Source organism: Aquimarina sp. AU119 (assembly GCF_900312735.1).
Taxonomy (GTDB): domain Bacteria; phylum Bacteroidota; class Bacteroidia; order Flavobacteriales; family Flavobacteriaceae; genus Aquimarina; species Aquimarina algiphila.
On sequence record NZ_OMPF01000008.1, the window covers coordinates 59202 to 72020 of the forward strand.

18 protein-coding genes are annotated in these 12819 nt (G+C 29.9%); 1 reads left to right on the forward strand and 17 read right to left on the reverse strand.

Going from position 1 to position 12819, the window contains the following annotated elements; translation table 11 throughout:
• Positions 1-68: 68 nt before the first annotated feature.
• The 14 genes from DK442_RS07875 to DK442_RS07940 form a co-directional block, all read right to left on the reverse strand.
• On the reverse strand, positions 69-620 hold the full coding sequence (locus DK442_RS07875) for a DUF1697 domain-containing protein (RefSeq protein WP_109435317.1): 552 nt from the start codon (positions 618-620) through the stop codon (positions 69-71).
• 39 nt (positions 621-659) lie between these two features.
• Positions 660-1562, reverse strand: a complete 903-nt coding sequence (locus DK442_RS07880; protein WP_109435318.1) for a radical SAM protein — start codon at positions 1560-1562, stop codon at positions 660-662.
• Entirely contained in the window at positions 1546-2268 is a 723-nt protein-coding gene (locus DK442_RS07885) for a DNA alkylation repair protein (protein WP_109435319.1), read from the reverse strand. The genes DK442_RS07880 and DK442_RS07885 overlap by 17 nt, the downstream gene beginning before the upstream one ends.
• Positions 2269-2293: 25 nt before the next feature.
• Positions 2294-2761: an N-acetyltransferase gene (locus DK442_RS07890; protein WP_109435320.1), complete on the reverse strand. Its 468-nt coding sequence runs from the start codon at positions 2759-2761 to the stop codon at positions 2294-2296.
• 90 nt (positions 2762-2851) lie between these two features.
• Entirely contained in the window at positions 2852-3613 is a 762-nt protein-coding gene (locus DK442_RS07895; RefSeq protein ID WP_109435321.1) for a hypothetical protein, read from the reverse strand.
• Between the two features lie 131 nt (positions 3614-3744).
• Positions 3745-4134 carry a DUF4345 domain-containing protein gene (locus DK442_RS07900; RefSeq protein WP_109435322.1) on the reverse strand — a complete coding sequence of 130 codons (390 nt, stop codon included), beginning with the start codon at positions 4132-4134 and terminating at the stop codon, positions 3745-3747.
• Positions 4135-4269: 135 nt separating this feature from the next.
• Positions 4270-5034 (reverse strand): SDR family oxidoreductase, encoded by a 765-nt coding sequence (locus DK442_RS07905; protein ID WP_109435323.1) that lies wholly within the window; start codon positions 5032-5034, stop codon positions 4270-4272.
• Between the two features lie 90 nt (positions 5035-5124).
• The gene (locus DK442_RS07910; protein ID WP_109435324.1) at positions 5125-6033 is read right to left on the reverse strand and encodes an AraC family transcriptional regulator; all 909 of its coding nucleotides are present in this window, start codon (positions 6031-6033) and stop codon (positions 5125-5127) included.
• A gap of 150 nt (positions 6034-6183) precedes the next feature.
• Positions 6184-6741, reverse strand: coding sequence for a YbhB/YbcL family Raf kinase inhibitor-like protein (locus tag DK442_RS07915; protein WP_109435325.1), 558 nt, complete (start codon positions 6739-6741; stop codon positions 6184-6186).
• 89 nt (positions 6742-6830) lie between these two features.
• Complete coding sequence (locus DK442_RS07920) at positions 6831-7787, reverse strand: AraC family transcriptional regulator (protein ID WP_333925588.1); 957 nt, start codon at positions 7785-7787, stop codon at positions 6831-6833.
• Complete coding sequence (locus DK442_RS07925) at positions 7708-8139, reverse strand: hypothetical protein (protein ID WP_109435326.1); 432 nt, start codon at positions 8137-8139, stop codon at positions 7708-7710. The genes DK442_RS07920 and DK442_RS07925 overlap by 80 nt, the downstream gene beginning before the upstream one ends.
• A gap of 63 nt (positions 8140-8202) precedes the next feature.
• Positions 8203-8703, reverse strand: a complete 501-nt coding sequence (locus DK442_RS07930) for a YfbM family protein (RefSeq protein ID WP_109435327.1) — start codon at positions 8701-8703, stop codon at positions 8203-8205.
• A gap of 24 nt (positions 8704-8727) precedes the next feature.
• On the reverse strand, positions 8728-9402 hold the full coding sequence (locus DK442_RS07935) for an SIMPL domain-containing protein (RefSeq protein ID WP_109435328.1): 675 nt from the start codon (positions 9400-9402) through the stop codon (positions 8728-8730).
• Between the two features lie 116 nt (positions 9403-9518).
• Entirely contained in the window at positions 9519-10385 is an 867-nt protein-coding gene (locus DK442_RS07940) for a LysR family transcriptional regulator (protein WP_160114086.1), read from the reverse strand.
• Between the two features lie 115 nt (positions 10386-10500).
• Between DK442_RS07940 and DK442_RS07945 the strand changes: the two genes are divergently transcribed.
• Positions 10501-11376, forward strand: coding sequence for a haloalkane dehalogenase (locus tag DK442_RS07945; protein WP_109435330.1), 876 nt, complete (start codon positions 10501-10503; stop codon positions 11374-11376).
• A gap of 67 nt (positions 11377-11443) precedes the next feature.
• Here DK442_RS07945 and DK442_RS07950 read toward each other — a convergent pair whose 3' ends face one another.
• From DK442_RS07950 to DK442_RS07960, 3 genes are read right to left on the reverse strand one after another with little or no spacing between them, the layout of a single operon-like run.
• Positions 11444-11812 (reverse strand): nuclear transport factor 2 family protein, encoded by a 369-nt coding sequence (locus DK442_RS07950; RefSeq protein WP_109435331.1) that lies wholly within the window; start codon positions 11810-11812, stop codon positions 11444-11446.
• Between the two features lie 12 nt (positions 11813-11824).
• Positions 11825-12568, reverse strand: coding sequence for an SDR family NAD(P)-dependent oxidoreductase (locus tag DK442_RS07955; RefSeq protein ID WP_109435332.1), 744 nt, complete (start codon positions 12566-12568; stop codon positions 11825-11827).
• 5 nt (positions 12569-12573) lie between these two features.
• Complete coding sequence (locus DK442_RS07960; RefSeq protein WP_109435333.1) at positions 12574-12768, reverse strand: 4-oxalocrotonate tautomerase family protein; 195 nt, start codon at positions 12766-12768, stop codon at positions 12574-12576.
• Between the last annotated feature and the right edge of the window lie 51 nt (positions 12769-12819).

Consider the following 12819-nt stretch of genomic DNA (forward strand, 5'->3'; position numbering starts at 1 on the left):
TTTAAATGTAATAATACTTTATATGTAATATTCTAAGGTTAATTTAAGTTTTTTAAATTATGATAACTTTAGTTTAAATCGGCCCTGAGTTTTTTTTCTATTCGTTTAATGGTGTTCCAATTTCTTGTAGTGATATCCTTCCCAAAATACCTTTCTAAAGCTTCCATTCCTTTAGGAGTTTTGGCTATAGAAAGATCTAAGATACTGATTATTTCTTTGTTACTTTTTTCCAGGATTGTATAAGATTTGTCATTATTAGTCCAGGGAAAATCTAATTCAGTTTGAATATCTTTTCTCAAAAATGAAATATACAATCGAATATCTTTTGTATTTACAATATCTCTAAATGGATTACGCTCTAACAAACGATATATCCTTTCCGATTGTCTTATGATTGTCGGAACAGGAAACCCAAAAACCTTTTCTAGATGTTCAGAAATTGTTTTTTCAAGATTTTTTAAGTCATTGTTTATAGAGTTAAATATTACGTTCCCCGAATTTAAAATTGTCGCTACATTTTTGAAATTTAATTTATGCATTTCTTCACGAAGTTCGATCATAGGAACTTTATGATAACCACTCACATTAATTCCTCTTAAAAAAGCGACATATTGGTTCATTTCATTATTTTTTACAAAGATCTAAGGTTATTCTCATCTTTATTTACGATTATTACTTGTTATCCAATTCTTTATGCCATACTCATTACAAAGTTCATTCATTTTTTTTGAAAAAGCTTTTTTATAATAATCAGGCATTTCAGAACCCTTTTTGAAATAGTTTATATATCGATTTTCTAATTCGGGATAATGCTTTTTTATAGCATTTAACACTAGAGTTTTACTATCGGCCTTGTTATTACCAAACAAAGTAATCGTTGCAGGTAAAATATAATCGATGTTACTTTTTTTAAAGGTAGAGAACATTGTGTTTAAATGTGCTGTGGTGTCTGAAATAAATGGTAACAAAGGCATTAAACTGACTCCTGTTAGGAAGTTCTCTTTTTTTGTTTTATGTAAAGCAATTAGTCTATTAGAAGGTTTGGGAGCTCCTTTTTCGAATATTTTAGATACGTTATCATCAAGTGTAGAGAAGGAGAAAGAGACGATGACGCCATGATCTAAACGATGAGTGAGATCATTGGGAAGAATAGCGGTTTTGTTTATTTGATGTAAAAGATCAAAATCCCTTTCAATTAAATCAGATTTGGTGATGATATGTACAGGAAACTTATGCTTAGCAATTATTTTAAGAGCGCTTCTGGTCAATTGATACTCTTTCTCTACTTTAAGATACGGGTCTGTTGCTGATGAGAGTACTATAATTCCGTATTGACCTTTTTTTACCCGATTAAATAATTGACGGTCTAATATTTCAATTGCATTTGTTTTAACCGATAAGCTTTCTTCAAGATTTGTCCCGTATTTACTTCCTCTAATATAACAATATAAACAATTGAAAGAACAACTACTATATAGATTAAGTGTGTAGTCATCTAAAAACCAAGAGTCTCGTCTCTTAGTTTTGTTTAAAACCGATTTTACTTTAATTTCTCTTGGCATAATTATTTCTGTTTAAGCCTATTGAAATTTTGGTTCTAAACCAATGCGCCACTTGATTGGGGTTATCAATTTCATGTCTATAAAACTTAATAATATCTGGATGAAATTTTGCAGTGGTTTTCGCAGCCCAGCCCACTCCTTGTCTTATTTCTTTGTCTTTTGTATTTGCCATTGATAATAATAATGTAAAAACGGTTTTTACATTCTTTTTATCTAATCCCTTTTTAATGGCATAATGAATGCCTGCTCCTAAGGAACGTATAACCCAATTAGACTCATGAGATGATAATTTTTTTATTTGAGATATTGTAGATGTTGGTTGATGTAATAAAGCAAACCCAAAAACGCGTTCTCCAATAATATCACAAACATACCAGATGTCTGCATCTGCAATGTATGCAGTGGCTTTACTAATGGATTCTGTAAAATTTTCCTGTAACCTTTTTTGTAACATAATTCCTAAAATTACATTTCCGCCTTCGGTTTTTAGGGATTGAATTTTATCACAAAAAGATAACTGCTTATTTTGAGGAACTTCTTTATAAAATTCTTCTGCGCAGTATTCTAACAATGGAAATTTAACTTTATTTGAAAGAATTAGAGTATTTAGCTTAGAAATACATTGTGTTAATCCATCAGAGTGATATTCTAACAGACATTTTTGAAGGAGTTCCTTAATTTCAGATTTCTTTGTTATTACTCTCAATGTTACTTTTGATTATCTAAAGGTTCTAATTATTAATAGTACTAGTTTTTATTTTCTTAGTTAATAGTGCACGTTGATTATCTTTAAACCCTTGTTTTAAGTATAAATGATTTGCACTTTTATTATGATGTTCTACTTCCAGATGAATTGCATTAATTTTAAGGTTTTGCGATTGTTTTTCAATAAATTCTAATACCATTTTACCAATGCCTTGATTTCGAAAATCATCTTTAATGTAGAATTCATCGATAAATGCATCGTGTCCTCCATATTCAAAGCTAAATCCAAATATTAAAAGGATGTATCCGATGATATTAGATCTATTTTTAATTAGATATAATCTCCCTAATGATTGCTTGTTTGTAAATTCGATTAGGTTTTTTTCTCTAATTTTTGCGTCAAAAGGGTAACCATCTATAGTATTGAAATCCTTCATCATTTGAAGGATATCAGAAATATTTTCATTGCTATATTCTTTACATACAATTTCCATGAGTTTTTAATTATGACTAAATTACTCTAAATTTTGTGTACAATATAACTTTATGATTGGCAGTTCTATTGGTGAGTATAAATTAAAACTTTAATTTTTTTTCATTGCTGCAATCAGATTTTTTTTTGCTGATTCTAAAACTCCATGTAATTCTGTTAGCGTAATTTCTTTAGCGTTATTGAAATCGACAAGCACATGATCGTATTTTTTTGGATATTTTTCTTGTATAGCTTCCCTAACAAATTTTACAGCAGGTCTTAAGTGCCGATATTCTCCATCAATAGTCATAGATGATTTATATAGTGCACAGAAAAGACTATAGGAGTCATTAGAGTTACATATTCTATTATCATTTTTATTCCAATCATCATTAGAGTCAAGTAATTTAATAGTGTTATCAATAATTTTTACTTCAATCTCATTCGGTTTGAACCAATTTCCTTGTAATTGAGCATCTTGAAAGTTAAATTCTTTAATGACTATTGGTAGTATTTTTGTTCCATCTTCAAAATTTCCGGCATAATACCCATCAGTATATTGAATAAGCGTTGCAACTCTATGGGGCTTATTTGGCCACGAAATCTCGACAAATCTTTGAATTGTATCATTTTTGATTACGATGAATTTTATAGGGGATTTTCCGTATGGAGCCAGAACGATACTTGTTAATGCTCTACCTTTTTTGATGATGTTATACCTTCCTTGAAGTATTTTTCCATTGTCATCAGTATAAGTTCCAAACCAAAGTTCTTCTTTTTGAGCAAAAAGAGTAGTGGAAAAGGCAATTAAGAAGATGAAAAGAAATAAGTGTAAATAAGATGGTGATTTGATTTTTTTGATTGAAGAATTCATATTCTTATATATTTAGAGATTCTATTAAATATAAGAGTTGTTTTAGGTCAAATTGTTACAGGTCAATATGTTATATTTCATTTTTGTTTTCATAAAGATGAAAAGATCATAATTGTTACATAGATAATTAATTATGCATTGTAGCTTTCATTTTTTAGATTATATATTCCCCATATCATTACAATTAACTCCAAAATCATGCCGATGGTATATTGGATTGAAATTCCATCCAGAATCGTACTTATTAACCTTCCAAACGCTAGTCCTCCCATAAAGATAATGTTAGTAAGTGTAGCATTTCTCCAATGCTCTGATTTTCTGATTCCGATAACCCAATATATGGCAAATGCAATGTACAGTCCCATAATTGCTCTGAAAATGTTTTTCAGCTCTAGATTATCTACCTTAAATTCAAAAATCAAAGGAAGAATCTTATTAGGGTTGAAACCATAAAGTAAAGCTGCTCCAAAAACAACAGTAGCAGATAAACCTAAATGCAAGTTCTTAATCGTTTTATCCAAATAAGTTATTTTTCAAGCTTATTATTATGGTTTTGTAAATGAAATTTAATAAATGTAAAATTTTCAGATCATATAAATATATTAAAAAAGTGCTAAACTAGTAAGCTTGCACTTTCTTGACTGTGGTACTAAACTTTACAGATTAACTCCACCAGAGACTTCAATTCTTTGTCCGTTTATCCAGTTAGAATCATCCGTACACAAAAAGGCAACTACAGGACCAATATCGGTTGGTAAACCGACTCTTCCTAATGCAGTTGTTGACGAAATGTAACTTTTTAATTCTTTATTATCTCTTACAATTCCACCTCCAAAATCAGTTTCTATAGCACCTGGAGCAACTATATTTACTCTTATTTTTCTACTTCCTAATTCTTTTGCCTGATATTTTGAAAGCACCTCAACTGCCCCTTTCATTGATGCATATGCCGAAAATCCATCTTGAGTAAACCGGGTCAAACCAGATGAAATATTGATGATTCCTCCACCATCATTTAAATATGTTAAAGCACTTTGAGTTACAAAATAAGGAGCCATTAAATGTATATGAACCATATCTTTAAAATTCTCTAAGGTTGTGGTTTGAAAAGGTTCATAAACTCCTGTTCCAGCATTATTTATAAGAAAATCAAATTTGGTTGTATTAAATTGTTTACGTAATACTGAAGTTAATTTTTCATTAAAAAAAGCTTTGTATTGGGAGTGGTCTGACACATCCAATTGTATAGAAAATGCTTTTTGACCTATTTTTTGAATTTCAGCAACTACTTTTTCTGCTTCTGTTTTGTTTGAATGAAAGGTAAGGATAACGTTCAGTCCTTTTTTTGCAAGGTTTATCGCCATATCTTTTCCTAAACCTCTACTTCCACCAGTTACTAATGCTATTTTACTTTGATTCATTTTGTACTGTTTTTTTAATTATTTAATAGTACAAAGGTCAAGAGTATATGAAGGAAAAAGTTACCTGTTTCAAATAGATATTTGCAAAAATCAAATAATATACTCTTTCCTGAATCGAATAGGTGAGTATGTTGTATGTTTCTTGAAGAAATTTGAAAAATGAGCCGTCTCTTCAAAACCAAGACAATTTGCTATTTCCGAAATATTCCAATTAGTATGTGATAAAAGTATTTTTGCTTCTTGCAAAAGTCTGTTAGCAATTATAGTAGTGGTAGATTTATTTGTAATTTCTTTTAATGCTCTATTGAGATGATTTACATGTATGCCTAATTGGTTAGCAAATTCTGATGCTGTTCGTAGTTTAATTTGTTGTCTTACATTTTCTATTGGAAACTGTCTTTCCAGAAGTTCTAAGAATAAAGAGGATATTCTTTCGGATGCATTGGATTGATAGTTAATTGAAAGGTTTGTAGGTTTTAATTTTATGGCAGAATGAATGAGCTCAAAGACAAGATTTCTCAAAACATCATATTTAAATTCATAATCAGAATTTATCTCAGTAAACATTCGTTCGAATATTTTTGAAAATTCAGTAATATTATCAGATGTTAAGTCAAAAATAGGGTTACCATCGGATTTAAAAACAGGGTATTTATTTAGGTCACCAAATTGGCTGAAAAAGCTTTCTGTAAAAACACAAAAGTATCCTTTTAGTTGTTTGTCTACTTGTTCCCAATTGTACGGGATTTGAGGATTTGCAAAGAGTAGCCCTTGTTTATTGATTTCTATAACTTTATCAGCATAATGTACTTTACTTTTACCAAGTATCAGGCTTATTTTATAATAATCCTTCCTGCTGTAGGGCATAGGTTTAGGATTTGGACCAGAAAATTCTTCTGTCTGAAACACATTAAAATGTCCGATTTCAGTTTTTAAATTATCAGGAATCCAATTTAAGTTTTTAGAGTAGAATTCTTGTAGTTTAAGCGTTTTATTCATATCCTAAAGTTATGAAATTCAAACATGACATCTGAATATGTAAAGTTTTATTGGTTTTACTTTTTATATGAGTTAACGTTTTAATAGAAAATATATAAAAAACGCAAGTAATAAGAACTTGCGTTTAATTTGATAATTGTTAGTAATAGGTTATACTTTACTTCTTTTGTAGTAAGTCACTATACTTGCTTTTGCTATCGTATTATTCCATAGATAATATCCTACTACTGCTGGATTAGTACTTTTGCTTAGCCCAAGGTTATTGGTTTTTAAAGCATAGACTGTGATTATATATTGATGCAAACCATGACCTTCTGGAGGGCAAGGTCCACCATATCCATTTGTTCCGTAATCTGTAATGCTTTGGATTGAACCTTCTGGAGCTAAATTCAATTTAAGGTTTCCTGCATTTGATACCAATTCGTTTTTATTAGATGGAATATCAAATACAATCCAATGCCACCATCCACTTCCTGTAGGAGCATCTGGATCGTACATTGTTATAGCAAAACTTTTTGTCCCTTCTGGAGCATTTTTCCAAGATAATTGAGGAGATTGATTTTTTCCGGTACAACCGAAACCATTAAACTCTTCGTTGATAGTTGCTTCCCCGCCTAAGTCCTTACTAGTTAAGGTAAACGTATGTTGAGCAAACATGAAACTCGATATCATCAATATGATTCCTAAAATAATAGTTGTTTTTTTCATAATGTTTTTTAATTAATTATGAGTACAAATTTATTGACAACTATAAAAGATGCTGTGTGTAATTAAGCTCAAAAAGTATTGATAAAAGGTCAATCTAATTGATATTGTTTTGGTGTGATTCCAAACTTAGCTTTAAATGCCTGTATAAAATTGGATAAACTTTCATAACCAATTTCTTCGAATATATCAGATGGTCGTTTTGATTTGTTTTTTAAGAGAAAAGCAGAATACTCTAGTCTTTTATCTTGAAACCATTTACTTGGTGAACTATGAAAATGTTTTTCAAATTCTCGTTTGAATGTGGATACACTCATATTTGATAAAAATGAAAGTTCTTTTATGGTGAGTTTATTTAATTTATTAGTTTCTACGATTTCAATAAAGTGTTGTAGTTGACTATCAACATCAGAAATTAATGAAAAAACAAAATCAGGACCTTTGATATGAATTAAATATAATATTAATTCCTCAAATTTTATTTTAAGCAGTTTTGCCTGAATTTGAAGATTAAGTTTACTAATGTCAATGAGCCCTTTTACAAACGTTTTTAAAAAATCATCATATTGAAAGGAATAAATAGATTCTTGATTATAGTTACCAGTATTTTCTATTTTATGCTTTTGGATACATTCTAAAAGGGATTCATCTGAAAAGAAAAATAGAATACTTCTATAATTGTCTATAGCGTTAGGAAGTTTTTCTGTCATTAAGCAGTGCCCCATCTTCATTAATAAGAAGTTTGATTTTTCTATTGAAATTGATGTCGTATCCGAAAAGACCTCTTTACTCCCCTCGATTAAAAAACTAAATGTATTCTGTTGTAGAGATACCATTTGTTTGAAACATTCTTTGGAAGTTTGATAATCAAATACTTTAAAGGTTGAGGAACCTTGTAGCCTTAAGTCATCGGGTAAATTAATTATTTCCATTTTTTCAATTCTCTTCTTATTAGAAATAAAGTCTATTTCATAACAATTTTGTGTTCTTAAATTCGATTCTGCTGGTTTTTTTGTTCCATAATTTTTTATATCCAATGATTTTTCCATCTTCAATTTTTAAGACTAGATCTTTTAAGAATTTGTATTCTATTTCTTTAGGGATACTATGTACCTTAATTTCAGAATTTTGAATTAACTCCCAATGATAATCAAGCTTAGAGGTAATATATTCGGAGCCACAGCTTGAGATTTCTTTTTCTACTATTGAAATGTTTTCTTTAGTGAATTTTAGAATTAAATAGACTTCTAGACCAGCACATGGATCAGGTTCTGGAGTTTCTTCACAAACAGATCCAATATTTGAAATGAATGTTTGATTGATTAAAATATCATATTCATTTTGGGCATTTAATCCTAAAAAAGAAGAGATGAGTATTAGAAATGTTATGGATTTTTTCATGATATCATAATATTTCAACACTGTTTCTTCAGTGCTGTAGCATGGTCCTGGTTGTGGAGTAATTTAATTGATAAATGACAAAATAGCTTCGTTATTTTCTGATGCTTTTTTATAAAAATCTAAAAAATCTTTAAAATTATCAAATAAGAATTCTATTGCTTCACTTTCGGTCCAAATTTCTGGATAAATTCCTTTTTCAATCATATCAGTCCCACTCACCTTATTTTTAAGTTTATCGATGTCAAGTTTTTGAAGTTCAGAATTTGTTTCTATTACTTGTTCAGAAGTCAAATATTGAGCGGGTCCATAACCTAAATCTTGTTCTTCATCCAAAATTTGAAAACTAAAAAATGCTCTTGTTAAGATATTTGGTTCTTCTAATTCTGCCATTCCTTTTCCTGTTAGTAAATATTGTATTCCTTCCCAGGATTTATCTAAATCAAGATTCCATTCTGCATCATAATTCTCCTCGCTATATATTTTGTTTTCAAATAACTCAGAGTTTTCAAGAAATGTATTTAATTCATTTTGACTAACTCTTACGATATTTCCAATCATTCCCATGTTTGATGTTTTTTAATTGTTAAATTATTTAGTTGCAAATTTTACTATTACTGCTTTCCACTTTTGCCCGAATAGGTTTCCTTTTTCCATACCAAATTCTTTGCGTTCTTGACTAGTAGTATAAATGTCCATTATGTTAAAAGTGATATTATGAATTTCTGGCACCTCTTTAAATTCAATTATTCTCCCTAGTTTCAAACCGGATAATTCTGCTATTGTTTCTGCTTTTTCCTTAGCTTTGTTTATCAACTTCTTAAATAAACGTTTTTCAGACTTTAACTCTTCTTCGTACTCCATTTCACCAATTGAAGCTATAATGTAATCCATTGTCTTTAATTCTGCAGTCAATGTATTCAAATCTATAATATTATTGATTTTAACGGCATATCCAGATTTCATAAATCCAATATAGCTATGTATTTCATAATTTTCATTGTGTAATATTCTAAATTGATAACTTTTGCTTTTTAAAAAGACTCCAAGTTCATTAAACTTTTGATTCATTTTTGCTCTTGCTTCTTTTTCATTCTTTTCTCCATCTTGCGAAAGCCTAAGAAATCTTGAATCATCAATAGTTACATTGTATTCAAAACTTAAAGGCTTAATTTTAATCGAATCGCGGATTTCAACTTCTATAAATCCTGATTGAGAATATCCAAGAGAAGTAATTAAAAAAAGAGTATAAAATATATTTTTCATATTTCAAATATTACAGACATGTTATAAATATGTGTCATGACATGGCAAAATGTTACCTATCCATCTACAACTCTAAACCGATTTTATAATTTTTTCTTTTCGGTTTAAGAATACTTCTATTGTTTAAAATCTCTTTTGATTTGCTCGATAAACAAACTCTCTGTTTCTGAAATTTTATTGAGACTTGCAATAAACCAATCTCTTTGCCCTTGATTTGCTTCAAAAGGAATTATTTTTAACTGCTTATTCTGTAAAAATGGAGTAACTGCCCATTTTGCCATAACTGAAATACCCAAATTAGCACTTACCAATTCTATGATGGCTTCGGTTAGTTGAACTTTTTGAATAGAATTTACCAAACTGATATTATTTTGTAAAATGTTGGTCAAAACATAATTTTTCTCTTCGGGAATATCATAGAGAATTAAATTTTGATTTTTAAGATCGGATAATTCAAGATGTTCAGAATCACCCAAATCATTCTCTTTTGAAAGAATTACAACCATTTCATCAGTAATCAATGGTTCAAAATGGATAGATGGATTATTTGCTGTATTGCTTACAATTGCCATATCAATCTTACCTTTTATGAGATATTGAAGAGGTTCTTTTGTAGCTTCAATATTGATCTGAACATTGATTTCGGGGTTATCCTTTCTAAATTCCTGAACGACTTTTGGAAGCCAATGGTAGCAGGTATAACATTCTGTAGTCAAACGGATTTTTTTCTTTTTACCTTTTTTGATTTCATCCAGTTCAGAGTTAAGTAGATCGATAGATGCTAATAGCTTCTCTGAGGTTTTGAATATTACTTGTCCGGTCTCTGTGAGTATTAATTTTTTATTCAGGCGATTAAATACTTTTAAACCAATTTCTTCTTCTAGTTTTTTTAACTGGTGACTTAGTGCAGGTTGGGAAAGGAATAATTTCTCTGAAGCCTTGGTCACAGAACCTTCTTTTACAATCACGTTAACTAGTTTCAAATTTCTTAAAGAAATACCCATTATGCAGTAAATTTATGGAAATGATAAAATTAATTCATTTTCTTCATATAATCAAGAATTATACCTTTGAGTGATAATCTATAACATCCAAATAATGGTACAACAAAGTCAAACAAGATCGAGTTATTATAAAGTATATGGTAGCAAGATGCACGTACTCGAATCTGGAAAAGAAGAGGGAAGTCCAATACTTTTTCTACACGGCAACCCTTCTAATAGTTTTTTATGGAGAAACATCACTCCATATGTAGAAGGAACAGGATATCATATTATTGTACCAGATCTAATCGGCATGGGAAAATCTGATAAACCAGCTATTGATTATACGTATATGGAGCAATATACTTATATAGAAAAGCTTATTTCGATATTGAATCTAAAGGATATTACTTTGGTACTACACGATTGGGGCTCTGGACTTGGTTTTAATTACTTTGCTAACCATCCTGAAAATGTAAAAGCTATTGTTTTTATGGAGGGGATAATCCAAGATATAGGAACATTTTTTCCAAAAGAGAATATTGAGTTTTTCAATACATTAAGAGGTCCAAAAGGATGGAAAATGATTGCAGAAGATAACCTATTCTTAAATGAAGTTTTACCTACCTGGGTATCCAGGGTTTTGACAGAAGAGGAGTTGGAGGCATACAAAGCTCCATTTAAGACTGTAGAAAGCAGAAAACCAATTTGGAAGTTTGTATCCCAAGTCCCCTTAAACGGAAAACCTGAATTGACAGCTTCGATCGTACAACATTATAGAGAAAAATTACAACAATCTTCAATTCCTAAACTCTTTTTTTATGCAGAACCAGGAGCATTTATGCCAGAGCCTGTTCGTAATTGGATTATTGAAAATATACCAAATTTAGAGTCTGTGAATATTGGTAAGGGAGTTCATTTTATTCAGGAGGATAATCCTGATTTGATAGGTGAAAAGATTAAAGAGTTCATGTTAAAGCTTGAAAATTAAGATAAAATAGCGGTTTGAACTAATATCCAAACCGCTATATTTTTTATAAATATTGATAATTTCTTATTTATTCTACATGAGTAAATAGTTTATTTACAATTTTCCAATCATTATTGATTTTGGCCAAAGATAAATAGTCATAATAATTATAACCTAACATAGGAACGTGTAGTTTTACCATGGCAATTTTACCAATAATGTCAATTCCTATGATTTTCATCTTTAAACTTTCATTTAAATCTTTAGGACTTTTTCTATTTTTTACACCTTCAAGATATTCGCTTATACTTTTTAGATAATCAGCACCATTGATATCTCCATATATATTTACATTTTTGTGGAAACAAGATTCAAGCTTGGTTACATCTCCGTTAAAAATGCCTTGAAAGTAATTATCGATTAGAGTTTCGACTTGTTTTATATTTTCTTTATACATCGTTTGTTTTTTTTAGATAGCGTGGCCAACGGTATGTCCTCCTGCTACATTAATTGTTTCTCCTGTTACAAAATTTGAAGTAGCTAAATAGTAAGCAGCTTCGGCAATTTCATTGGCTTCTCCGATTCTATTTAGTAAATGTAATCCAGCTAAACTGTCAGCATCTTCAATTCCGATTTTTCCTTGCAAGGGACTTCTGATTATTCCTGGAGCGATTGTGTTTATCTTTATATTTTTTTTCCCAAATTCAGCAGCTAATTGCCTTGTTAAAGAATGTATTGCGCCTTTGCTTGTTAATGGTGCTGTAGCAGGAAATCCATCTATAGCATGTTCTACCAAAACAGTTCCAATATTTATAATCGAACCACTTTTTTGCTTTAACATTGCTGCAATAGCAGCTTGTGAGGTGAAATAAGTTCCTTTTAGGTTTACATTCCAATAAAGGTCTAAATCTTTTTCTTCAACATCTAAAAAAGGTTTTGGAGAAAATACTCCCGCATTATTAATCAACACATCTACAGCGTTAAATTTATCTAATGCCAGAGCAATGAGTTTTTTACCTGTTTCTTGTTTGCTGATATCACCAAATAAATACATTGCATTAGAAGGAGAACCAAGTTCTTTGTACGCAGCTTTTAAGTTTTCTTCATTAGAAGAATTCATAATAACGTTACTTTCTCTTTCTATAAAGTGCTTTGCAATTGCTTTACCTATTCCTGTAGATGCTCCTGTTATAATTACTGTTTTATTTTTCATTTTCTTTACTTTTTGGTTCCTAAATATTGATTTCCATTAACTCCCCAATTTTGGATGGGTATTTCGTCAATAACTACATGAGTGGTTTTGGGATCTTTGTTGAGAACATCGACCAGTAGCTGAGTAACTCCAGCTATTAATTGACGTTTTTGTTCTAATGTTACTTGTTCATCAGTAACTTTAATATTAATGTATGGCATAATTTTTTTATTAAATTAATAGTCATACAAAGGTGCTAGGTAATGAGAATA

What these genes read in the sequence shown, in the direction of transcription:
- DK442_RS07875 (WP_109435317.1), bottom strand. Translation starts at nt 620, where the DNA reads ATGAACCAATATGTCGCTTTTTTAAGAGGAATTAATGTGAGTGGTTAT.
- DK442_RS07880 (WP_109435318.1), bottom strand. Translation starts at nt 1,562, where the DNA reads ATGCCAAGAGAAATTAAAGTAAAATCGGTTTTAAACAAAACTAAGAGA.
- DK442_RS07890 (WP_109435320.1), bottom strand. Translation starts at nt 2,761, where the DNA reads ATGGAAATTGTATGTAAAGAATATAGCAATGAAAATATTTCTGATATC.
- DK442_RS07895 (WP_109435321.1), bottom strand. Translation starts at nt 3,613, where the DNA reads ATGAATTCTTCAATCAAAAAAATCAAATCACCATCTTATTTACACTTA.
- DK442_RS07905 (WP_109435323.1), bottom strand. Translation starts at nt 5,034, where the DNA reads ATGAATCAAAGTAAAATAGCATTAGTAACTGGTGGAAGTAGAGGTTTA.
- DK442_RS07910 (WP_109435324.1), bottom strand. Translation starts at nt 6,033, where the DNA reads ATGAATAAAACGCTTAAACTACAAGAATTCTACTCTAAAAACTTAAAT.
- DK442_RS07915 (WP_109435325.1), bottom strand. Translation starts at nt 6,741, where the DNA reads ATGAAAAAAACAACTATTATTTTAGGAATCATATTGATGATATCGAGT.
- DK442_RS07920 (WP_333925588.1), bottom strand. Translation starts at nt 7,787, where the DNA reads ATGGAAAAATCATTGGATATAAAAAATTATGGAACAAAAAAACCAGCA.
- DK442_RS07925 (WP_109435326.1), bottom strand. Translation starts at nt 8,139, where the DNA reads ATGAAAAAATCCATAACATTTCTAATACTCATCTCTTCTTTTTTAGGA.
- DK442_RS07930 (WP_109435327.1), bottom strand. Translation starts at nt 8,703, where the DNA reads ATGGGAATGATTGGAAATATCGTAAGAGTTAGTCAAAATGAATTAAAT.
- DK442_RS07935 (WP_109435328.1), bottom strand. Translation starts at nt 9,402, where the DNA reads ATGAAAAATATATTTTATACTCTTTTTTTAATTACTTCTCTTGGATAT.
- DK442_RS07945 (WP_109435330.1), top strand. Translation starts at nt 10,501, where the DNA reads ATGGTACAACAAAGTCAAACAAGATCGAGTTATTATAAAGTATATGGT.
- DK442_RS07950 (WP_109435331.1), bottom strand. Translation starts at nt 11,812, where the DNA reads ATGTATAAAGAAAATATAAAACAAGTCGAAACTCTAATCGATAATTAC.
- DK442_RS07955 (WP_109435332.1), bottom strand. Translation starts at nt 12,568, where the DNA reads ATGAAAAATAAAACAGTAATTATAACAGGAGCATCTACAGGAATAGGT.
- DK442_RS07960 (WP_109435333.1), bottom strand. Translation starts at nt 12,768, where the DNA reads ATGCCATACATTAATATTAAAGTTACTGATGAACAAGTAACATTAGAA.